The 19,710-nt window shown below is 71.6% G+C and carries 19 protein-coding genes; 11 read left to right on the forward strand and 8 right to left on the reverse strand.

The window, feature by feature from the left end; genetic code table 11:
• Positions 1-2 precede the first annotated feature (2 nt).
• The 6 genes from ACZ5CZ_RS06290 (at position 3) to pssA (ending at position 6,405) form a co-directional block, all read left to right on the forward strand.
• Positions 3-2,051, forward strand: coding sequence for a protein meaA (locus tag ACZ5CZ_RS06290; protein WP_385842938.1), 2,049 nt, complete (start codon positions 3-5; stop codon positions 2,049-2,051).
• The gene (locus ACZ5CZ_RS06295) at positions 2,048-3,010 is read left to right on the forward strand and encodes an HpcH/HpaI aldolase/citrate lyase family protein (RefSeq protein ID WP_385842939.1); all 963 of its coding nucleotides are present in this window, start codon (positions 2,048-2,050) and stop codon (positions 3,008-3,010) included. The genes ACZ5CZ_RS06290 and ACZ5CZ_RS06295 overlap by 4 nt, the downstream gene beginning before the upstream one ends.
• A gap of 5 nt (positions 3,011-3,015) precedes the next feature.
• On the forward strand, positions 3,016-3,528 hold the full coding sequence (locus ACZ5CZ_RS06300; protein WP_019757884.1) for a MaoC family dehydratase: 513 nt from the start codon (positions 3,016-3,018) through the stop codon (positions 3,526-3,528).
• Positions 3,529-3,531: 3 nt separating this feature from the next.
• Entirely contained in the window at positions 3,532-4,737 is a 1,206-nt protein-coding gene (locus ACZ5CZ_RS06305) for an acyl-CoA dehydrogenase family protein (protein ID WP_385842941.1), read from the forward strand.
• Between the two features lie 170 nt (positions 4,738-4,907).
• Positions 4,908-5,564 (forward strand): phosphatidylserine decarboxylase, encoded by a 657-nt coding sequence (locus ACZ5CZ_RS06310; RefSeq protein ID WP_385842942.1) that lies wholly within the window; start codon positions 4,908-4,910, stop codon positions 5,562-5,564.
• A 22-nt stretch (positions 5,565-5,586) separates the two neighbouring features.
• Positions 5,587-6,405, forward strand: coding sequence for a CDP-diacylglycerol--serine O-phosphatidyltransferase (pssA, locus tag ACZ5CZ_RS06315; RefSeq protein WP_385843026.1), 819 nt, complete (start codon positions 5,587-5,589; stop codon positions 6,403-6,405).
• A gap of 76 nt (positions 6,406-6,481) precedes the next feature.
• Here pssA and ACZ5CZ_RS06320 read toward each other — a convergent pair whose 3' ends face one another.
• Complete coding sequence (locus tag ACZ5CZ_RS06320; RefSeq protein ID WP_468939702.1) at positions 6,482-7,618, reverse strand: glycerate kinase; 1,137 nt, start codon at positions 7,616-7,618, stop codon at positions 6,482-6,484.
• Between the two features lie 151 nt (positions 7,619-7,769).
• Here ACZ5CZ_RS06320 and ACZ5CZ_RS06325 point away from each other — a divergent pair, with 151 nt between their 5' ends.
• On the forward strand, positions 7,770-8,438 hold the full coding sequence (locus tag ACZ5CZ_RS06325) for an NAD(P)-dependent oxidoreductase (protein WP_468939705.1): 669 nt from the start codon (positions 7,770-7,772) through the stop codon (positions 8,436-8,438).
• A 12-nt stretch (positions 8,439-8,450) separates the two neighbouring features.
• On the opposite strand, the gene ACZ5CZ_RS06330 is transcribed toward ACZ5CZ_RS06325, so the two are convergent.
• Entirely contained in the window at positions 8,451-9,389 is a 939-nt protein-coding gene (locus ACZ5CZ_RS06330) for a L,D-transpeptidase (protein ID WP_385843027.1), read from the reverse strand.
• Between the two features lie 343 nt (positions 9,390-9,732).
• On the opposite strand from ACZ5CZ_RS06330, the gene ACZ5CZ_RS06335 reads away from it, so the two are divergent.
• Genes ACZ5CZ_RS06335 through ACZ5CZ_RS06345 form a run of 3 tightly spaced genes read left to right on the forward strand, consistent with a single transcriptional unit; the run spans position 9,733 to position 11,951 of the window.
• Positions 9,733-10,302 carry a hypothetical protein gene (locus tag ACZ5CZ_RS06335; protein ID WP_468939708.1) on the forward strand — a complete coding sequence of 190 codons (570 nt, stop codon included), beginning with the start codon at positions 9,733-9,735 and terminating at the stop codon, positions 10,300-10,302.
• A gap of 40 nt (positions 10,303-10,342) precedes the next feature.
• Positions 10,343-11,428 carry an ADP-ribosylglycohydrolase family protein gene (locus tag ACZ5CZ_RS06340; RefSeq protein ID WP_468939710.1) on the forward strand — a complete coding sequence of 362 codons (1,086 nt, stop codon included), beginning with the start codon at positions 10,343-10,345 and terminating at the stop codon, positions 11,426-11,428.
• A 28-nt stretch (positions 11,429-11,456) separates the two neighbouring features.
• A complete protein-coding gene (locus ACZ5CZ_RS06345; RefSeq protein ID WP_468939713.1) occupies positions 11,457-11,951 on the forward strand; it encodes an NUDIX domain-containing protein in 495 nt (164 codons plus the stop codon).
• A 176-nt stretch (positions 11,952-12,127) separates the two neighbouring features.
• On the opposite strand, the gene ACZ5CZ_RS06350 is transcribed toward ACZ5CZ_RS06345, so the two are convergent.
• The gene (locus ACZ5CZ_RS06350) at positions 12,128-13,684 is read right to left on the reverse strand and encodes a MurL-like N-terminal domain-containing (protein WP_468939715.1); all 1,557 of its coding nucleotides are present in this window, start codon (positions 13,682-13,684) and stop codon (positions 12,128-12,130) included.
• 105 nt (positions 13,685-13,789) lie between these two features.
• Positions 13,790-15,355, reverse strand: coding sequence for an MFS transporter (locus ACZ5CZ_RS06355; protein WP_468939718.1), 1,566 nt, complete (start codon positions 15,353-15,355; stop codon positions 13,790-13,792).
• 229 nt (positions 15,356-15,584) lie between these two features.
• On the opposite strand from ACZ5CZ_RS06355, the gene ACZ5CZ_RS06360 reads away from it, so the two are divergent.
• Positions 15,585-16,328 carry an SIR2 family NAD-dependent protein deacylase gene (locus ACZ5CZ_RS06360; RefSeq protein ID WP_385842948.1) on the forward strand — a complete coding sequence of 248 codons (744 nt, stop codon included), beginning with the start codon at positions 15,585-15,587 and terminating at the stop codon, positions 16,326-16,328.
• Here the strand turns inward: ACZ5CZ_RS06360 and ACZ5CZ_RS06365 are convergent.
• The 4 genes from ACZ5CZ_RS06365 to ACZ5CZ_RS06380 all read right to left on the reverse strand — a co-directional run bounded on the left by ACZ5CZ_RS06365 (position 16,313) and on the right by ACZ5CZ_RS06380 (position 19,550).
• Positions 16,313-16,801 carry a methylated-DNA--[protein]-cysteine S-methyltransferase gene (locus ACZ5CZ_RS06365; RefSeq protein ID WP_385842949.1) on the reverse strand — a complete coding sequence of 163 codons (489 nt, stop codon included), beginning with the start codon at positions 16,799-16,801 and terminating at the stop codon, positions 16,313-16,315. The two genes, ACZ5CZ_RS06360 and ACZ5CZ_RS06365, sit on opposite strands and share 16 nt — an antisense overlap.
• Positions 16,798-18,315, reverse strand: a complete 1,518-nt coding sequence (locus ACZ5CZ_RS06370) for a DNA-3-methyladenine glycosylase 2 family protein (protein WP_468939721.1) — start codon at positions 18,313-18,315, stop codon at positions 16,798-16,800. The genes ACZ5CZ_RS06365 and ACZ5CZ_RS06370 overlap by 4 nt, the downstream gene beginning before the upstream one ends.
• A 122-nt stretch (positions 18,316-18,437) precedes the next feature.
• Positions 18,438-18,602: a hypothetical protein gene (locus tag ACZ5CZ_RS06375; RefSeq protein ID WP_468939724.1), complete on the reverse strand. Its 165-nt coding sequence runs from the start codon at positions 18,600-18,602 to the stop codon at positions 18,438-18,440.
• A 72-nt stretch (positions 18,603-18,674) separates the two neighbouring features.
• Positions 18,675-19,550 (reverse strand): methylenetetrahydrofolate reductase, encoded by an 876-nt coding sequence (locus ACZ5CZ_RS06380; RefSeq protein WP_468939727.1) that lies wholly within the window; start codon positions 19,548-19,550, stop codon positions 18,675-18,677.
• Positions 19,551-19,710: the final 160 nt, after the last annotated feature.

Here is a 19,710-nt window from a genome sequence, read left to right on the forward strand (position 1 = left end):
AGATGACAGAGCGTCAGCCTTCGGACAGCCGGAGGGAAAAGGACCGTCCGTGGCTCATGCGGACGTACGCCGGTCACTCCACGGCCGAAGCGTCCAACGAGCTGTACCGGCGCAATCTCGCCAAGGGCCAGACCGGTCTGTCGGTCGCCTTCGACCTGCCGACGCAGACCGGCTACGACCCCGACCACATCCTCGCCCGCGGCGAGGTCGGCCGGGTCGGCGTGCCCGTCTCGCACCTCGGTGACATGCGCCGGCTGTTCCAGGACATCCCCCTGGAGCAGATGAACACCTCGATGACGATCAACGCCACCGCCATGTGGCTGCTGGCGCTCTACCAGGTCGTCGCGGAGGAGCAGGGCGCGGACATCACCAGGCTCCAGGGCACGACCCAGAACGACATCGTCAAGGAGTACCTGTCCCGCGGGACGCACGTCTTCCCGCCGGGACCGAGCCTCCGCCTGACGACGGACATGATCGCGTACACGGTCTCCCACATCCCCAAGTGGAACCCGATCAACATCTGCAGCTACCACTTGCAGGAGGCCGGGGCCACGCCGGTGCAGGAGATCGCGTACGCGATGTCCACCGCGATCGCCGTGCTGGACGCCGTCCGCGACTCCGGCCAGGTGCCGCAGGAGCGCATGGGCGACGTGGTGGCGCGGATCTCCTTCTTCGTGAACGCGGGCGTCCGCTTCATCGAGGAGATGTGCAAGATGCGCGCCTTCGGCCGCATCTGGGACAAGGTCACCCGCGAGCGGTACGGCATCGAGGACGCCAAGCAGCGCCGCTTCCGCTACGGCGTCCAGGTCAACTCGCTCGGACTGACCGAGGCGCAGCCGGAGAACAACGTCCAGCGGATCGTGCTGGAGATGCTGGCGGTGACGCTGTCGAAGGACGCACGCGCGCGTGCCGTGCAGCTGCCGGCCTGGAACGAGGCCCTGGGGCTGCCCCGCCCCTGGGACCAGCAGTGGTCGCTGCGCATCCAGCAGGTGCTCGCCTACGAGAGCGACCTGCTGGAGTACGAGGACATCTTCGAGGGCTCGAAGGTGATCGAGGCGAAGGTGGACCAGCTGGTCGCGGACGCCCTCGCGGAGATCGACCGGATCCAGGAGATGGGCGGCGCGATGGCCGCCGTGGAGTCCGGCTACCTGAAGTCGCAGCTGGTCTCCTCGCACGCCGAGCGCCGGGCCCGGATCGAGTCCGGCCAGGAGAAGATCGTCGGCGTCAACATCTTCGAGGGCACCGAGCCCAACCCGCTGACGGCCGACCTGGACACCGCGATCCAGACGGTCGACCCGGCGGTCGAGGCCCGCGTCGTCGAGTCGCTCCGGCAGTGGCGGGACACCCGCTACCAGCCACCCTTCAACCACCCGCGCCCCTGCAAGGCGCTGGAGCGGCTGAAGGAGGCCGCCAAGGGCACGGAGAACCTGATGGAGGCCACCCTGGAGTGCGCCCGCGCCGGGGTCACGACCGGCGAGTGGGCCGCGGCGCTGCGCGAGGTGTTCGGCGAGTACCGGGCGCCCACCGGGGTCTCCTCCGCGCCGGTCGCCGTCGCCGCCGAGCCGGGCTCCGCGCTCGCCGAGGTGCGCGCGAAGGCCGCCGCCACCGCCCGCGACATGGGCGTCGGCAAGCTCCGCTTCCTGGTCGGCAAGCCCGGCCTGGACGGACACTCCAACGGCGCCGAGCAGATCGCCGTACGCGCCCGGGACGCCGGCCTGGAGGTGGTCTACCAGGGCATCCGGCTGACCCCCGAACAGATCGTGGACGCGGCCCTCGCCGAGGACGTGCACGCGGTGGGCCTGTCGATCCTGTCCGGTTCGCACGCCCAGCTCGTCCCGGACGTGCTCCAGCGCCTCCGTGTGGCCGGTGCCACAGATATACCGGTGATCGCAGGTGGCATCATCCCGAACGGGGACGCGGAGCAGCTCAGGGAAGCCGGAGTGGCCGCCGTCTTCACCCCGAAGGACTTCGACATCACCGGGATCATCGGCCGCATCGTCGACGAGATCCGGAAAGCGAACAAGCTCGACCCTCTGGAGGTCCCCGCATGACGACCGTCAACCGCCTTCGCCCGCGGCGCTCCTGCCTGGCGGTGCCGGGCAGCAACCCGCGCTTCCTGGAGAAGGCGCAGGGCCTCCCGGCGGACCAGGTCTTCCTGGACCTGGAGGACGCCTGCGCGCCGCTGGCCAAGCCCGAGGCGCGGCACACCATCGTCAAGTTCCTCAACGAGGGCGACTGGACCGGCAAGACGCGCGTCGTGCGCGTCAACGACTGGACGACCGAGTGGACGTACCGCGATGTCGTCACGGTCGTCGAGGGCGCCGGCCAGAACCTCGACTGCATCATGCTGCCCAAGGTGCAGTCCGCCGAGCAGGTGGTCGCGCTGGACCTGCTGCTGACGCAGATCGAGAAGACCATGGGCTTCGAGGTCGGCAAGATCGGCATCGAGGCGCAGATCGAGAACGCCCAGGGCCTGAACAACGTCAACGCGATCGCCGAGGCCTCCCCCCGGCTGGAGACGATCATCTTCGGCCCGGCCGACTTCATGGCCTCCATCAACATGAAGTCGCTGGTCGTGGGCGAGCAGCCGCCCGGCTACCCGGCGGACGCCTACCACTACATCCTGATGAAGATCCTGATGGCCGCCCGCGCCAACAACCTCCAGGCGATCGACGGCCCCTACCTCCAGATCCGCAACGTGGACGGCTACCGCGCGGTCGCCCAGCGCGCCGCCGCCCTCGGCTTCGACGGCAAGTGGGTGCTGCACCCGGGCCAGGTCGAGGCCTCCAACGAGATCTTCTCGCCCTCCCAGGAGGACTACGACCACGCCGAGCTGATCCTGGACGCGTACGACTACTACACGTCCGAGGCGGGCGGCAAGAAGGGCTCCGCGATGCTCGGCGACGAGATGATCGACGAGGCCAGCCGGAAGATGGCGCTGGTCATCGCGGGCAAGGGACGCGCCGCCGGCATGCAGCGCACCAGCACGTTCGAGATCCCGGAGGCCTGAGCGCGATGCAGTTCGGACGCACCTACGAGGAGTTCGAGGTCGGGGCGACGTACAAGCACTGGCCGGGCAAGACGGTCACGGAGTACGACGACCACCTGTTCTGTCTCCTCACCATGAACCACCACCCGCTCCACATGGACACCAACTATGCGGAGAAGACGACGGACTTCGGCAAGAACGTCGTCGTCGGGAACTACATCTACTCCCTGCTGCTGGGCATGAGCGTGCCGGACATCTCCGGCAAGGCGATCGCCAACCTGGAGATCGAGTCGCTCAAGCACGTGGCGCCGACCTTCCACGGCGACACGATCTACGGCGAGACGACGGTGCTGGACAAGTGGCCGTCGAAGTCGAAGAACGACCGCGGCATCGTCTACGTCGAGACCAAGGGCTACAAGCAGGACGGCACCCTGGTGTGCGTCTTCCGCCGCAAGGTCATGGTGCCCACCGAGACGTACATCAAGGAGCGCGGCGGCGAGCAGCCCGGCCGCCCCGAGCTGAAGCAGCAGGAGAAGTAAGCCATGGCCCGTCTCGCCCAGACCGCCGGTCTGACCGACGTCCAGCAGGAGATCCTCTCCACCGTCCGGGACTTTGTCGACAAGGAGATCATTCCTGTCGCGACCGAGCTGGAGCACCGCGACGAGTACCCGCAGCAGATCGTGGACGGGCTGAAGGAACTCGGCCTGTTCGGTCTGATGATCCCCGAGGAGTACGGCGGCCTCGGCGAGTCGCTGCTCACCTACGCGCTGTGCGTGGAGGAGATCGCCCGTGGCTGGATGTCGGTGTCCGGCATCATCAACACCCACTTCATCGTGGCGTACATGCTCAAGCAGCACGGCACCCAGGAGCAGAAGGACCACTTCCTGCCCCGCATGGCGGCCGGTGACATCCGCGGCGCCTTCTCCATGTCGGAGCCGGGCCTGGGCTCGGATGTGTCGGCCATCACGTCCAAGGCGGTCAAGGACGGCGACGAGTACGTCCTGACCGGCCAGAAGATGTGGCTGACGAACGGCGGCACGTCCTCGCTGGTGGCCGTGCTGGTGCGCAGTGACGAAGGCCACGCCGAGGGCACGGCGCCGCACAAGTCGATGACCACCTTCCTGGTCGAGAAGGAGCCGGGCTTCGGCGAGGTCCGTCCGGGCCTCACCATCCCCGGCAAGATCGAGAAGATGGGCTACAAGGGCGTCGACACCACCGAGCTGATCATGGACGGCCTGCGGGTACCGGCCGATCGGGTGCTCGGCGGCGTCACCGGCCGAGGTTTTTACCAAATGATGGACGGCGTGGAGGTCGGCCGGGTCAACGTGGCGGCGCGTGGCTGCGGCGTCGCCCAGCGTGCCTTCGAGCTGGGTGTGCAGTACGCCCAGCAGCGGCACACCTTCGGCAAGCCGATCGCCCAGCACCAGGCCATCCAGTTCAAGCTGGCGGAGATGGCCACCAAGGTCGAGGCCGCCCATGCGATGATGGTCAACGCGGCCCGCAAGAAGGACTCCGGTCAGCGCAACGACCTGGAGGCCGGCATGGCCAAGTACCTCGCCTCCGAGTACTGCAAGGAGGTCGTGGAGGACGCCTTCCGCATCCACGGCGGCTACGGCTTCTCCAAGGAGTACGAGATCGAGCGCCTCTACCGGGAGGCTCCGATGCTGCTCATCGGTGAAGGTACCGCCGAGATCCAGAAAATGATCATCGGTCGCAGACTGCTCGAAGAGTATCGGTTCCAGGGCTGATTGTCCGGATACGGGGTGTTTTCTTCGAGAAGAAGATCACACCCCGTAGACGTTCTTCGGCCGCCGACTCGACAGCCTGGCTTGCCCAGTTGTAGGCCCCGACCGGTACGATCCCCGGAAAGCCGCCGTCCCCCGTCAGAGCGCGGCATCATCCGCTACGAAGGTCATCCATGCCCCACAGCCAAACCTCTGCACCTCGCGACAGCCGAGCCGGCGTACGCCTCGCGCGCGGAGCATCGCCGTGGCTTCTCCCGACCGTCGCCACCGCAGCCCTCAGCCTGGCCCGCGCTCGCCGCTCGGGCGTCGCGAAGGCCGTCGCCGTGCCCGCCACCGCGCTGGCGGCGGGCATGCTGTGGTTCTTCCGCGACCCCGAGCGTGAGATCGCCACGGGCCGGGTCATCTCGCCCGCCGACGGTGTGGTGCAGAGCATCATGCCCTGGAAGGACGGGCGTACCCGCGTCGCGATCTTCATGAGCCCGCTCAACGTCCACGTCAACCGCGCGCCCCTCGCGGGCACGGTGACGTCCGTCGAGCACATCCCCGGCGGCTTTGTTCCGGCTTTCAACAAGGAGAGCGAGAACAACGAGCGCGTAGTCTGGCACTTCGACACCGAACTCGGCGACATCGAGATGATCCAGATCGCCGGCGCGGTGGCCCGCCGCATCGTGCCCTACCTTCCGCAGGGCACGAAGGTCGAGCAGGGCGACCGCATCGGTCTGATCCGCTTCGGCTCGCGTGTCGATCTCTACCTGCCCGAGGGCGTGGAGGTCGCGGTCGAGGTCGGACAGAAGACCGTGGCTGGGGTGACTCGCATTGACCGTGATTGATCCGGAGACCCAGGCGGGCTGGGTGCCCGAGGCGGACGACGTGGACGACGAGGAGGAGATGCCGCTCTCGCTCCGCCTCTCGATAGCGGACACCCTCACCCTCGGCAACGCCACGTGCGGGTTCATGGCGGTGTACTTCACCACCACCGGCATCCTGATCCCGCACCTCACCGGCGACCAGGAGACCGGCATGGCGCGGCACAGCGCCGCCACCGCCGTGATCCTGATGCTCTGCGCGGCCGTCTTCGACCTGTTCGACGGACTGGTGGCCCGGAAGCTGCGCTCGTCCCCCATGGGCGCAGAACTGGACAACCTCTCCGACCTGATCAGCTTCGGCCTGGCGCCCGCGTACTTCGTCCTCGTCTACGGCATGGTCGCGGAGGGCGCCCACCAGAGGGTGGCGGCGCTGGGCGCGATCGTGGTGCTGCTGGCGGTGGTGCTCAGACTCGCGCGCTTCTCCTGCGTGACGATGAAGGACGGCATGTTCCAGGGCATGCCCTCGCCGTTCGGCGCGCTGACGGTCGTCTCGATCGTGCTGCTGGATCTGCCCTTCGTGGCGACGCTGCTGGCGATCTTCGGCACCGCGTGGCTGATGGTGAGCCGGGTCGAGTACCCGAAGCCGCGGGGCCGCCTGGCCGGCGCCATGCTGTCCTGGATCGTGCTCTCCATGGGGCTGCTGTGCGCCTGGGCCTTCGACGCCCCCAGCGGGCAGCTGCTGCTCCAGACGGGCTGCGCGCTCCAGCTGGTCGCCGCCGCGGTGATCCCGCTGTTCGCCACGGCGCGCCGGGTGAACAACTTCCGCGGCAACCGGCGGGAGGCACGGGCGGCCCAGCTGCCCTGACCCGCATCGCACCGCAAACGGGTGTGGCCCGAGCCGACTGGCTCGGGCCACACCCGTTTGCGCGTCCGTACGGCCGTCAGCCGAGGAAGTCCCGGCCGATGCGCTCGGCGACCCGCTCCAGGATCGGACCGGCCTCCGCGATGCACGTCGCCACGTCCGGCTCGACCTCCGTCAGCGGGTACGCCCGGCGGATCCCGGCCCGCCCCAGCGCCTCCGGCGGCAGCGCGAGCCGCCCGCACACCGCGACGACCTCCTTGCCCGCCGCCCGCGCCGCCGCGGCAACCCCTGCCGGCGCCTTCCCGTGCAGCGTCTGCTCGTCCAGCGAGCCCTCACCGGTGATCACCAGCGAGGCCCGCTCCAGGGCGGGCGCGAAGCCGAGGACGTCCAGCATGACCTCGATGCCGGGGCGGAAGCGGGCGCCGAGCAGCAGCGCGCCGTAGCCGATGCCGCCCGCAGCGCCGGCCCCCGGGGACGCCGCGTACCCGGCCGCCCGCGGACCGGCCTCGGCCTCCAGCACCTTCGCGAAGTGGGCGAGGGCCGCGTCCAGGGTCGCCACGTCCTCCGGCGTGGCGCCCTTCTGCGGGCCGTACACGGCGGGCGCGCCCTTCGGGCCGGTCAGCGGGTTGTCGACGTCGCTGGCGAGCACCAGCTCCACCGAGCCGAGGCGCGGGTCGAGACCGGACAGGTCCGCGCGGGCCAGCGCGGCCAGCCCGCCGCCGCCCGGCGGCACCGGCTCGCCGTCCTCGTCCAGGAACCGGGCGCCCAGCGCGGACAGCATGCCCGCGCCGCCGTCGGTCGTGGCGCTGCCGCCGACGCCGAACACGATCGTCCGCGCGCCCGCGTCCAGCGCGGCGCGCAGCAGCTCGCCGGAGCCGTACGTCGAGGACGTCAGCGGGGCGAAGACCCCGGCCGGGAGGCGCTGGAGGCCGCTGGCCTCCGCCATCTCCACCACCGCGGTGTCGCCGCGCAGCGCGAACGCCGCCGTCACCTCGTCGCCGAGCGGCCCGGCGACCCGTACCTCGCGACGCTCGAAACCGGCCGCGACGGCCGCGTCCACGGTCCCGTCACCGCCGTCGGCCACGGGCAGCGCCTCGACCGAGACGTTCGGCGCGGCCCGGCGCAGCCCGGCCGTCACCCGCTCGGCGACCTGTACGGCCGTCAGCGAGCCCTTGAACTTGTCCGCGGCGATGAGCACCCGACGGGTGTCGTCCATTGCAGCGTCCGCCACCTTGCTTTCCCCTTGCTCTCCGGGCCCCGCGCACGTCAGGGCCAGTCGCGCCGCTGCGACCTTAACCTCAGGGGGCCCTCGCCGTCATGCCCCGACCGAGGGCTGGAAGGCTGCCGGGGCTGGGACGATGATGTCCATGACCAACCTGCTCCTCCTCGGCGGCAGCGGCCGTACCGGACGCCTGGTGCTCGCCCAGGCCGCCGCCCGGGGGCACCGCGTCCGCGCGCTGGTCCGCGATCCGGACGCCGTCCAGGCCCCGCCCGGCGTCGAGCTGATCCGGGGCACGCCCGCGGACCTCGGCGATCTGCGCAGGGCCGCCCGGGGCAGCGAGGCGGTGATCAGCGCGCTCAACAACGCCCGCGCCTCCGACAATCCCTGGGCCCGGCCCGTCAGCCCGCCGATGTTCATGACCGACGCGGCCCGCGACACCCTCACGGTGATGGGCGAGGAGGGCATCCGCCGGATCGTCCTGGTCTCCACCCGGGGCGCCGGGGACGACTGGGCCCGGATGAACCCGGTGGCCAGGGCCTTCGTCCGGGCGTCCCGCATCAGGGCGAGCTTCGCCGACCACCACGGTGTCGACCGGGTCGTGCGTGCCTCCGGCACCGACTGGACCCTCGCCCGGGCCGTCACCCTCAGGGACCGGCACCGGCCGGCTGGCGCCCCGGTACGCACAGCGGAGGCCGGCCACGGCAAGCCAGGGATGTGGCTCAGCCGCGCCGGCCTCGCGGGCTTCCTGCTGGACGCGGTGGAACAGGGGACCTGGGTGCGCCAGGCCCCCCTCGTGTGGGACGCCCGGGGCTGACCCGGGCCGCCGTCACAGCGTCCCGGTCGTGCCCTCCCCGGCGGCGCTGCCCGCGAGCCACTCGGTCCAGCCCAGGTTGAAGTCGGCGTAGCCGTTGTCGGGCGAGGCCTTGGCGCGGGACGAGCCGGTGATGGTGACCGGGTCGCCCTGCTTGACCTGGTTGTAGAACCACTTGGCGTCCGACATGGACAGGTGCACGCAGCCGTGCGAGCCGCGGGCGCTGCCGCTGCCCGGGTTGGGGTCGCCGGTGGAGTAGTGCACATAGGTGCCGGACTGGGTCAGGTGGACGTCCCAGGGCAGCGTCAGGTCGTAGTAGTTGGGGCTGCCCTTCTGGCAGCTGATGCCGACGCTACAGGAGGTCATGTGGACCTTCTCCTGCTTGTCGATGACGGCCATGGTGCCGTTCCACGTCGGGTACTGCGGGCTGCCCGCGTTGATCGACAGGGTGCGCACCGGCTTGCCGTTGCGGCTCACCTTCATGGTGTGGCCGGTCACCGAGACGTCCGCGCGGACGTCGTCGCCGATGGTGAAGGTGTGCGTGTAGTTGTGCACGCCGTAGCGTCCGTTGCCGTTGGTGACGCCGGTCAGATCGGCGTCGATCTTCACCTTCGTACCGGACGGCCAGTAGTCCTTCGGCCGCCAGTCGGCGCGCTTGTCGCCGAACCAGTGCCAGGCGCCCGTCACCGGCTGGGAGGCGCTCACCTTCAGGTGCTTCTCGACCGCGGCCCGGGCCTTCGCCGCCACCGGGTCGGTGAAGACCACCGAGATCGGCATGGCCACGCCGACCGTGGCGTTGGACTGCGGGGTGATCGTCTCCAGGAGCATCGGCGGGCCCGCGGGCTTCGTCGGCGACGGAGAGGCGGTCGCGCTCGGCTTGCCCGGCGCCTTCGCGTCGTCCGTGCTCGTCTTGTCGCTGCCGCCCCCGCCGCAGGCGGTCGCGCTCACCAGCATTGCACCCGTGACCAGTGCGATCCCTATGCCGCCCTTGCGCCGTCCCACGACCTGCCCCGCTCTCTCGCTCCTCGGCCCACACGGGCCCGACTCCCTGTCAGACAGTGTGATCCCGGGGCCCAGTTGCGCACGTTGTGTAAAGCGTGTCCCAAAAACCCGGCGGCGCCACGGACACGCCCGCCGACGCAAGCGCTGCGATCAAGACATGCACATGGCTATATAGTTCCGGCCCGGGTCGATCTTCGACCCGGGCCCCGACGTCGGTCGACACAGCGACGCGCGGCCCCACGTCCATGCCATTACCCGGGCCCCGCATGCCCGGCCGCACCATATCGGGGGAATCGTGTCGTCCATCCGCCATGCCCTGGCCACCACCCTGCTCGCCTGCGCCGCGCTCACGCTGACCGCCTGCGGGCCCGACGACGGGGCCGACGCCACCGGCACCGCCACTCCCTCCGCCACCGCGAGCCAGGGCGCCAAGGGCGACGCCGCCGGCAAGGGCGGCGCCAAGGACAAGGGCGGCGCCAAGGGCGGCTGCCACACCCTCGCCCCGGGCCACAAGTACGTCCTGGTCGAGAGCGTCTCCGGCGCCATGAACACCATCACCGCCAAGGACGCCACGCAGAACTGCAACCCCGACGAGGGTGCCTTCTACCAGGCGAACGGCAAGGAGAACACGTACACCGTCGCCTCGGGCGACACCCCGATCTACCCGCTGCACATGAAGAAGGGCCCGAAGAAGATGACCGCGCAGAACGGCGGCATCTCGCATGTGCGGATCTGCGCCGACGGCACCGCGCAGGACACCGGCCCGAAGGCCGACACCAGCGACTGCTACGGCGAGAACTACTACGACATCGCCGTCAACAGCGCCGGCAAGATCACCGAGATGACGGAGCTGTACGGCTCCTGACCGGCCGGGGCGGGTCCGGGAAAACGGGTACACCCCACCCATGAGCAGCACGCCCACCGCCACCATGGACCCCGCCGATCTCGCCGACCGCGTGCACGGCGGCTGGCTCGGCCGGATCGCGGGGAACATGCTCGGCAAACCGGTCGAACAGGGCGAGGTGTGGACCCGGCGGCGCATCGACCGCTATCTGCGCCGGGCCGCCGCCCTCCCGCTCACCGACTACCTCCCGGAACCCGCCGACGCGGCCGACGCCGCCGACCTGCGCCCGGAGTGGCGGGACTGCGTGCGCGGGCGGGTGCACGGCAGTGTGCGCGACGACGACGTGGACTACGCGATCCTCGGACTGCATCTGCTGGAGACCCACGGCTTCGGCTTCAGCACCGAGCAGGTCGGCGATCTGTGGCTGCTCAGGCTGCCGTACCGGCAGACCTTCACCGCCGAGCGTGCCGCCTACCGCAATCTCGCCAACGGGCTGAGGCCGCCGCTGACGGCGACGTACGACAACCCCTACCAGGAGTGGATCGGCGCCCTGATCCGCGCCGACGTCTTCGGCTGGACCTGCCCCGGCGATCCGGCCCGCGCGGCCGGGCTGGCCCGCCGGGACGCGGTGCTGTCGCACTCCGGCAACGGTGTCTACGGCGCCATGTGGGCGGCCGCGCTGGTCGCGGCCGCCTTCACCGCGCCGGCCGTCCGGGACGCCCTGGAGACCGCGCTCGGTGTGATCCCGGGGAGCAGCCGGCTCGCCCGCACCGTGCGCCGGGTGATCACCCTGTACGAGACCGGGCTGGCCTGGGAGGAGACCGTGGCCACCCTGTCCGCGGAGACCGCCGGGCTCGGCTGGATCCACACCGTGCCCAACGCCGCCGTCCTCACCGCCGGACTGCTGTACGGCACCGGCGACTTCACCCGGACCCTGGCCCTGACCGTGCGCGGCGGCCTGGACACCGACTCCAACGGGGCGACGGCCGGCTCGGTGGCCGGGGTGCTGACCGGCGCGGCCGCGATCCCCGGCCAATGGAAGGAACCGCTCCAGGACACGGTGCGCAGCGCGGTGTTCGGCTTCGACGGGACGCGGATCAGTGCGCTGGCCGAACGCACCCTGCGCCTGGTGACGAGCGGGCCGTAGCCCGGCCGCGGCTGGATACCCTTCCTGAATGACCTCGACGCCTGACTTCGCCTCGTACATCGCGTCCCTGCCCCGCGTCCTCGTGGGTGCCGCCGCGCTCTTCCGCGACGCCGAGGGCCGCGTGCTGCTCGTCGAACCCAACTACCGTGACGGCTGGGCCCTTCCGGGCGGCACCGTCGAGTCCGACGACGGGGAGTCCCCGCGCCAGGGCGCGCGCCGCGAGACGCTGGAGGAGATCGGCCTGGACCGCGAGCCGGGCCGGCTGCTGGCGGTGGACTGGGTGGTGGGCCCGGGGCGGCCGCCGCTGGTGGCGTACCTGTACGACGGCGGGGTGCTCACCGAGACCGACCTCAAGGCGATCCGCTTGCAGGAGGAGGAGCTGCTGTCCTGGCGGCTGGTCCCGCGCGCGGAACTCGCCGACCACCTCCCCGGGGCGCTCGGGCGGCGCGTGCTGACCGCGCTCGACATCCTCGCGGACGGCTCCGGCACCGCCGAGCTGGAGAACGGCCACCGCGTGGCCTGAGGGCCGCGGGCCCCGCCGAGGCGTAGGAACGCGAGGCCGTCGCCGCGGCCCTGCCCGACCTCTCCCGCCTGACGGAACGGGGTATGCGCGCGGCGACGGCACCCGTGCGGCCGCCGCCCTGAGCGGCTCGGTCCCCGACGCCCCTCGGCTCGGGGTCCCCCTCGCGCAGGGTCTCTTCACGGGCCGCAGCCCGCGCCTCTGGACGGTTCCGCGCCCGATGGGGTCACGGACGGCACCCGGCGCGGCCCGCCGGTGCCGGTTCGCCAGCCCCCGGGGAGGCCCGTTGCAGGCCCGGCGGATTCGCGCGCCAGGTCCCGCACGGCTTCCGCGATCGGGGCGGGAACGCGCGACCAGTCGATGCCGGTGAAGCGGGCCCGGAGCCGGGCCGCCGTCGCGGGCCCGGGTGCGTACCGGCGCAGCACCGGGTGATCGACGCCCCGGCTCAGGCACTGCTCCGCTGCGGTGACGACTTCCTGATGAGACGGTACGCATTCCCATGCCACCTGCGACGCATCCATGAGGGACTCCCAGACCGGAAGGTTCCGCGGATCCGCCAACAGGCTTTCCGTCACCCCGAGAAGTCCGCGGGCGTAATCTTCACCCAGAAACGCGGCCGTCATGAGATAGCAGTAGCAGCACTTGGGGCATCGGCCGCACCAAGGTTTCGCGTAGTTGCACGAATGCGTCCGGCGAAGCAGGCCCGGCCGGGTGGCGACCACGCGGTAGATCATGTGGTCGTAGAGGCCGCGCAGCGTGGAATCGAACCCCGTGAACCAGTCGCAGCCGGTGAGCTCCGAGAACAGACGCGACGATATCGCCTGGTACTCCGCGCTCTTGCACCACTGATGGTTGATCTCCTCGCCGTCCCACCTCACGTGAGCGTCATCCGCGGACCGCTCGATGTTGAACCAGACGCGTTCATGGCCGCCGTGCAGGATGACCGGCATGTAGCCGACGTAGCAAGCGGTGTGCCCGACCGCGAAGTCGGTGTGGAAGTGGTCCACCGTCACACCGGCGTCGGCGAACTCCGCGGCCGGCCGGCGGTAGAAGTCGTCCTGGACGTACACACGGACGACCCCGGTCCCCGGCGCCGCCGCACCGGACCTCACCTCGTCCAGCAGCCGGCGCTGGAGGTCATGCCCGCCGCCGACCGGCAGGTACCCCTCGTACACGTCGTGCTCGATTCCGCTCCGGGCGAGGATCATCATTCCGGCCAACGTGTCCTTGCCGCCGCCATTGGTCAGCAGGGCCCTGTTTCCGGCCTGCGGCCTGCCGCCTCCGCCGCGCACGACGGCCGACGAGTGCGCGGGAGAGAGCAGTTCCGGTGCGCCGTCGCGGTACCGGATCCCGTTGCGGTAGCGCCACTCGCCGAACTGGCTCAGGAAACAGCGCCGCCAGGCTCTGCTGATCACGGCATCGCAGGGCAGTTCGGGCGGCAGGACAAGACGCTCGCCCCCCAGCGCGAGGAAGCGCATGGCATCCCAGGCGATCAGCGAGCTGACCAGTCGCAGACCGTTCTCCCGGGTCGGCATGGGACCGAACACGTCGGACCATGCCGGAATCGAGCTGTAGGAGATGGTGGAGGAGAAGGACATACGCCCGACGTGCACGCGGTAACTCAGCCTGGCGGGTCCGTCATCGAGCGAGAAGTCACGCACCACTGCGTCGAATTCCGGCCGGGCGGTGAGAGAACCGGTCGGGGCCGGAGGTGAGGGACGCGGTTTCACGGCCATGGGGGCTCCGCCACTCCTGTGAAAGCGACTCCGTTTTCACCTTAGGAGCGCCGAGGTCGGTTCGCCACCGGGCCGGCCGACGCCCCGCCGTGGCAGGAGCCGCGCCTACGCCCGGGGTGCCCGGCGGCGGGGCATCAGCATGAAGGCCACCACCGCCACGACGAAGGGCAGGACGCTGACGGTCAGCATCGTGAGCCGCAGTCCCTGGGCGAAGTCCAGCCCGAGGTCCAGTCCGGAGGCCTGGCGGAGCAGGTTGGGGTCGTACACGGTGCTGCCCGGGCTCTGTGCCATCCCGCTGCGCACGGCGGTCACGGCCTGATCGGCCTGGGTCACCGACAGCCCGCGTGACGTCGCGTCCGCCTGCCACTGCCGCCGGAAGAAGAAGTCGAGGATCAGCAGGTAGACGGTGGGACCGAACGCGGCGCCGGTCACCGCGAACGCCATCTGGACGGAGGCCACGGTGCCGGAACGCCCGGGTGGTGCCTGGGAGAGCACGGTCTCGGACACCGACGTGGAGGCGACCACCGACCCGAGGTTGCACATCCATGTGGCGAGCACGAGCAGCCACACCGCCATGGTCGGGCCGGCGGTGGCCGCCATGAGCAGCCCGCTTCCCGTCATCACCAGCAGGCCGGTGACCATCACCGGCCGCGGGGTGTACGTCCCGACCAGGCGCCCGGCCAGGGTCACGGCACCGGCGATCAGCAGCGTGCCGGGCAGATACAGCAGGCCGACGGACTCGGGGGACAGGGCCAGCACCACACTGCCGAACTGCCCGAGGACGATGCCGAACCCGGCGATCAGGAAGTTCAGTGTGAAGGTCGCCGCCAGGGCGACGCTGAACGGTGCGCTGCGGAACAGCGTCAGGTCCAGTGCGGGCTCGGGGGTGCGCCGCTCGTGCAGCACGAACAGCACGGCCGCGAGGACGCTGATCAGCAGCGGCAGCCAGGTCTGGAACCGCAGAACGCCGTTCTGCGCGGCGGCGAGACCGACCACGAGGGCCAGGAGGGTCAGGCCGATCAGGGCGATACCCGCCATGTCGAGGCGACCGCCCTGCCGGACGGACGACTCCGGGGCGTACCGGGCGGTCAACCAGAGCGAGACCATGCACAGCAGCGGGGCGACCAGGAACAGGAGCCGCCAGCCGACGGCCTCCACCGCCCAGCCCGTGAACGCGGGAACCAGTCCGCACAGGATCACGTCGACGGCCATCAGGAGACCGATGGCCACCGGTCGCTTCTCCGGTGCCACGGACACCTTCAGCAGGGCCAGTGGCACTCCCAGCAGCGCGGTCATCCCCAGCCCGGCCAGGAAGCGCATCGTCAGCAGGTAGCCGTAGCCGGGAGCCAGCATGGCGAGCAGGTCGACGACGGTCACGACGACCAGTCCCAGCATCAGCAGCCGCTTGAGGCCGACGGCGTCTCCGAGCCTGCCCGCGCCGAGAACGGAGGCGGCCATCACCAGCGTCGCCGCTCCGCCCAGCAACCCGATCCCCTGCGGCGGCACATGGAGAGCCCGGCTGACCTCCGGCATGTTCAGGCTGAGCACCAGCGGGTCGACGACCGTGACCGTGAAGGCGAGGGCGAGTCCGACGATGAGCGGCAGCGGCAGCGGGGCAGTGCGTGGCCCGGCCTCCGGCACCGCGGTGTCTCCTGTGTTTCCGCGCCGCATACCGGTCGACGGTAGCCCGGTCCCCGCGGGCCCCCGCGCTTCCCCGGGCCGACGCGCCCGGAAGACCGGCATTCGGCCCAGTGGGGTCCGGTGCCGTCCGGGTTGGTCACCGTCCTGGGCGCGATGGTGCCACCGATGCCGTGGGGCCGGCCACCGGGATCCGGCCGCCCGGCCGGCCGCGCCCTGGAATCCGTTCGCCTCACGCGCATGGGCGTCCTACCCTCGGCCCATGAACAGACCGCTCGTCGCCGTCCTCAGTGGCGCCGGTATCTCCACCGACTCCGGTATCCCGGACTACCGCGGCCCGAACGGACTGTGGCGGCGGGATCCGGAGGCCGAGAAGCTCGTCACGTACGAGTACTACATGAGGGACCCGGAGATCCGGCGGCGGTCCTGGCAGATGCGGCGCGCCACCAGCAGCCTGCGGGCCGAACCGAACGCCGCGCACCGGGCGGTGGCCGAGCTGGAGCGGTCCGGCGTCCCGGTGCGGGTGATCACGCAGAACGTGGACGGGCTGCACCAGCTGGCCGGGATGCCCGCCCGCAAGGTGCTGGAGCTGCACGGCAGCGCGCACGGCGTGGTGTGCACCCGGTGCCATGCCCGGGGGCCGATGGAGGAGGCGCTGGCCCGGGTGGCGGCCGGCGAGGCGGATCCGCCGTGCCTGGTCTGCGGAGGCGTGCTGAAGTCGGCGACCGTGATGTTCGGGGAGCGGCTGGACCCGGAGGTGCTCGGCCAGGCCCTGTCGGTCAGCAAGGCGTGCAGCGTGTTCTTCGCCGTCGGCAGCAGCCTCCAGGTCCAGCCGGCCGCCGGGCTGGTCGGTGTCGCCGCCGACCACGGCGCCCGGCTGGTGATCGTCAACGCCGAGCCGACGCCGTACGACGAACTGGCCGACGAGGTCGTACGGGAGCCGATCGGCACGGCGCTGCCCAGGCTGCTGCGCGAGCTGGCCGAACGGGCTCAGAACAGCGCCTGAGCCGTCCCCGCCTCGAAGTCCAGCAGCCGCTTCTTGCGGTCCAGGCCGCCGCCGTATCCGGTGAGGCTGCCGCCCGCGCCGACGACCCGGTGACAGGGGACGATGATGCCGATGGGGTTCCTGCCGTTGGCGAGCCCCACCGCGCGGGAGGCGCCCGGGTTGCCGAGGGCGTCGGCCAGTTCGCCGTACGAGCGGGTCTCGCCGTAGGGGATGCGGCGCAGCTGTTCCCAGACGCTGCGCTGGAACGGCGTGCCGTGCAGCCTGAGTTCGAGCGTGAACTCCTTGGACTCGCCGGCGAAGTAGGCCGCGAGCTGCTCTTGGGCCTCGGCGAAGGGGGTGTCGTCGGGGTCGCCGAAGGTCTCCTCGGGCGGACGGTGGCGCTGGGCCTCCATGTACAGGCCGCAGAGGACGCCGTCGTCGGCCACCAGGGTGAGCGGGCCGTACGGGCTGTCGATGACCGTGTGCTGTTTCACTGCATGTCCTTGTGTTCTCGGTCGCTGCCGTGTGCCGGGAGGAAGTTGATCGGGTGGCTGTCGGTCGCCCACAGATACTGCACGGCGTACGCCCGCCAGGGCCGCCAGGCGGCGGCGCGGGCGGTGAGCGCGGCCGGGGTGGACGGCAGCCCCAGCCCGCGTGCCGCGCGCCGGATTCCGAGGTCGGTGGGGAGGAAGGCGTCCGGGTCGCCGAGGGCGCGCAGGGCGATGACCTCGACGGTCCAGGGGCCGAAGCCGGGCAGAGCGAGGAGCCGGGAGCGGGCCTCCGCCCAGTCGGACTCCACGCCCAAGTGAAGCGTCCTGTCAGCCAGTTGGCGGACGAGGTGGGTGAAGGGGGCGCGCCGGGTGCGGGGCATCGCCAGGGTCTCGGGGTCCACGGCGGCGAGCGCGTCCGGGGCCGGGAAGAGGTGGGTCAGGCCGCCCTGGGGGTCGTCCAGCGGTTTGCCGTGCGCGGTGACCAGCCGGGCCGCGTGGGTGCGGGCGGCGGCCGTGGACACCTGCTGGCCGAGGACCGCGCGTACGGCGAACTCCGCCTCGTCCACCGTGCGTGGCACCCGGCGGCCGGGGCCGGCGGCGACCAGCGGGGCGAGCAGCGGGTCGGCGCCCAGCCGGCCGTCGACGGCGACCGGGTCGGCGTCCAGGTCGAGCAGCCGCCGGCAGCGGCTGATCGCCACGGTGAGGTCGCGCAGGTCGCTGAGGGTGAGGCGGCAGGCGATGTGGTCGGGGCGGGGGGCGAGCGCGACGATGCCGTGGCCGTACGGCAGGCGCAGCGTGCGCCGGTACGCGCCGTCGCGCCACTCCTCCACGCCGGGTACGGCGGTGGCGGCGAGATGGCCGAAGAGGTTGGACGGGTTGAGCGGGGCGCGGAACGGCAGCCGCAGAGTGAGGGTGCCCGGGGTGGCGGGGGTGGCGCGGTCGCCGGGGACGCGGGCGCGCAGGGCGCTCGGGGAGAGGGCGAAGACCTCGCGGACGGTGTCGTTGAAGGCGCGGATCGAGGAGAAGCCGGCCGCGAAGGCGATCTCCGCCATGGGCAGCGCGGTGGTCTCGATCAGCAGGCGTGCGGTCTGGGCGCGCTGGGCGCGGGCGAGGGCGAGCGGGCCGGCGCCCAGTTCGGCGAGGAGCTGGCGCTCCACCTGCCGGGTGCTGTAGCCGAGCCGGGCGGCGAGCCCGGGCACCCCCTCGCGGTCCACCACTCCGTCGGCGATCAGCCGCATGGCGCGGGCCACCAGGTCGGCCCGCTGGTTCCACTCCGGGGAGCCGGGGCTGGTGTCCGGGCGGCAGCGCTTGCAGGCCCGGAACCCGGCCTGCTGGCAGGCGGCCGCGCTCGGCAGGAAGGTCATGTTCTCGGGCTTGGGCGGGACGGCGGGGCAGCTGGGCCGGCAGTAGATCCGGGTGGTCAGCACGGCCGTGAAGAACCACCCGTCGAACCGCGCGTCCTTGGACTGCACGGCACGCACGCAGTGCTCCCGGTCGAGGTGCGTCGCGTTCTGCATGCCTCCAGGATCGTGCAGCGGCCCCCGACACGGCTGGCGGAAATCCGACACGTGCGTGCGCGCTGGTGAGCCGGGGAGCTGGGGCGTACCTTTCCGTACGGCCGCCCCCGTACCGTCCTGGTTCACGCGCTCCCCTCCCTCAGCCGCCGCCAGTGCCCTCCTGGACCGGCGCCGTCAGCGCCGTGGGCGGGGTGCTGGGCGGGCTGGTCGAGGGCGGTCGACTTGCCCCGGGCTGGCACCGCGGGTGCCGTGGGGGCGGGCTGGTCGAACTCGGCAGGCTCACCCATGCCACCCGTGTTCACCTCCCCCTCCCCCAGCCGCTGCCGATGCGTGCGCGCCGTAGGCCCCCCGGGGGGCGGTCAGTGGTGGTCGCGGAAGCGGGTGATCCATTCGGCGGTCGTGCGCAGGCCGCCGAAGGTGTAGAAGTGCACCTTCACCTCGCCGTGCCGGGCCGGGTCGTACCGCTCGGCCAGGGTGTGCAGGAAGCGGTCCGGGCCGGTGGTGCCCATGAGGTTGGTCAGCGAGAAGCCGTACTTGCGGGCCACGGAGGCGCTGGTGGCGACGCCGAAGCGGGTGGCGTAGCCGAGCAGCCGGCGGACTCCGGCGGGTCCGGGCACGCCGATGCGGACGGGCAGCCGTACGCCCCGGGCGCGGGCCGCTTCCAGCCAGCCGAGGACGGGGTCGGCGTCGAAGCCGAACTGGGTGATGACATCGCCGGTGAACCGCTCGGCGCCGATGGCCGCGGCCTTGTCGGTGAGGGCGGACCACAGCGTGCCGTCGGCTATCGCGGGATGGCCCTCCGGGTAGCCGCTGATACCGATGTGCCGGACGCCGTGCCGGGCCAGCAGGCCGGTGCGGATGAGGGAGAGGGCGTCCGGGTAGGGGCCCTCGGGGCGGGCGGGGTCACCGCCGACGACGAAGACGTTCTCGCCGGTGCCGTCCGCCGCCAGCGCCGAGAGGAACTCCTCCAGGGCGGGGCGGGAGGGCAGACGGCGCGCGGAGATGTGCGGGACGGGGACGAAGCCGAGCCGCTTGACCGCGCGGGCGGCGGCGAGCCGGGTGCCGAGGTCCTCGTTGGCGAGGAAGGTGATGTTGATCCGGGTGCCCCGCGGGATGCTGCCCTGCGCCTCCTCCAGCGCGGGCACGTCCTTGCCGGTCATCTCCAGCGAGAAGTCCTCCAGCAGGGAGGCGGCCGGCGCGGCCGGCGACGAGGACGCGGTGCGTGCGGGGTTCATCGTGCTCCTTGTGGGGGCTGGGTACGGCCGGTGGCGGCTAGGGCCTGTCTTTCGGATCCTGCCGGCGTCGCGGGCCCTGGCACGCACATCTGCCGCGTTGTCGTCCCTCGCCGACTCCCCCACGCTCGGCTTCGCTCGCGCGGGGGGACCCCCATCGCGT

The sequence above is a fragment of the Streptomyces sp. NPDC031418 genome, assembly GCF_055581605.1.

What these genes read in the sequence shown, in the direction of transcription:
- ACZ5CZ_RS06290 (WP_385842938.1), top strand. Translation starts at nt 3, where the DNA reads ATGACAGAGCGTCAGCCTTCGGACAGCCGGAGGGAAAAGGACCGTCCG.
- ACZ5CZ_RS06295 (WP_385842939.1), top strand. Translation starts at nt 2,048, where the DNA reads ATGACGACCGTCAACCGCCTTCGCCCGCGGCGCTCCTGCCTGGCGGTG.
- ACZ5CZ_RS06300 (WP_019757884.1), top strand. Translation starts at nt 3,016, where the DNA reads ATGCAGTTCGGACGCACCTACGAGGAGTTCGAGGTCGGGGCGACGTAC.
- ACZ5CZ_RS06305 (WP_385842941.1), top strand. Translation starts at nt 3,532, where the DNA reads ATGGCCCGTCTCGCCCAGACCGCCGGTCTGACCGACGTCCAGCAGGAG.
- ACZ5CZ_RS06310 (WP_385842942.1), top strand. Translation starts at nt 4,908, where the DNA reads ATGCCCCACAGCCAAACCTCTGCACCTCGCGACAGCCGAGCCGGCGTA.
- ACZ5CZ_RS06320 (WP_468939702.1), bottom strand. Translation starts at nt 7,618, where the DNA reads ATGGACGACACCCGTCGGGTGCTCATCGCCGCGGACAAGTTCAAGGGC.
- ACZ5CZ_RS06325 (WP_468939705.1), top strand. Translation starts at nt 7,770, where the DNA reads ATGACCAACCTGCTCCTCCTCGGCGGCAGCGGCCGTACCGGACGCCTG.
- ACZ5CZ_RS06330 (WP_385843027.1), bottom strand. Translation starts at nt 9,389, where the DNA reads ATGCTGGTGAGCGCGACCGCCTGCGGCGGGGGCGGCAGCGACAAGACG.
- ACZ5CZ_RS06340 (WP_468939710.1), top strand. Translation starts at nt 10,343, where the DNA reads ATGAGCAGCACGCCCACCGCCACCATGGACCCCGCCGATCTCGCCGAC.
- ACZ5CZ_RS06345 (WP_468939713.1), top strand. Translation starts at nt 11,457, where the DNA reads ATGACCTCGACGCCTGACTTCGCCTCGTACATCGCGTCCCTGCCCCGC.
- ACZ5CZ_RS06350 (WP_468939715.1), bottom strand. Translation starts at nt 13,684, where the DNA reads ATGGCCGTGAAACCGCGTCCCTCACCTCCGGCCCCGACCGGTTCTCTC.
- ACZ5CZ_RS06355 (WP_468939718.1), bottom strand. Translation starts at nt 15,355, where the DNA reads ATGCGGCGCGGAAACACAGGAGACACCGCGGTGCCGGAGGCCGGGCCA.
- ACZ5CZ_RS06360 (WP_385842948.1), top strand. Translation starts at nt 15,585, where the DNA reads ATGAACAGACCGCTCGTCGCCGTCCTCAGTGGCGCCGGTATCTCCACC.
- ACZ5CZ_RS06370 (WP_468939721.1), bottom strand. Translation starts at nt 18,315, where the DNA reads ATGCAGAACGCGACGCACCTCGACCGGGAGCACTGCGTGCGTGCCGTG.
- ACZ5CZ_RS06375 (WP_468939724.1), bottom strand. Translation starts at nt 18,602, where the DNA reads ATGGGTGAGCCTGCCGAGTTCGACCAGCCCGCCCCCACGGCACCCGCG.
- ACZ5CZ_RS06380 (WP_468939727.1), bottom strand. Translation starts at nt 19,550, where the DNA reads ATGAACCCCGCACGCACCGCGTCCTCGTCGCCGGCCGCGCCGGCCGCC.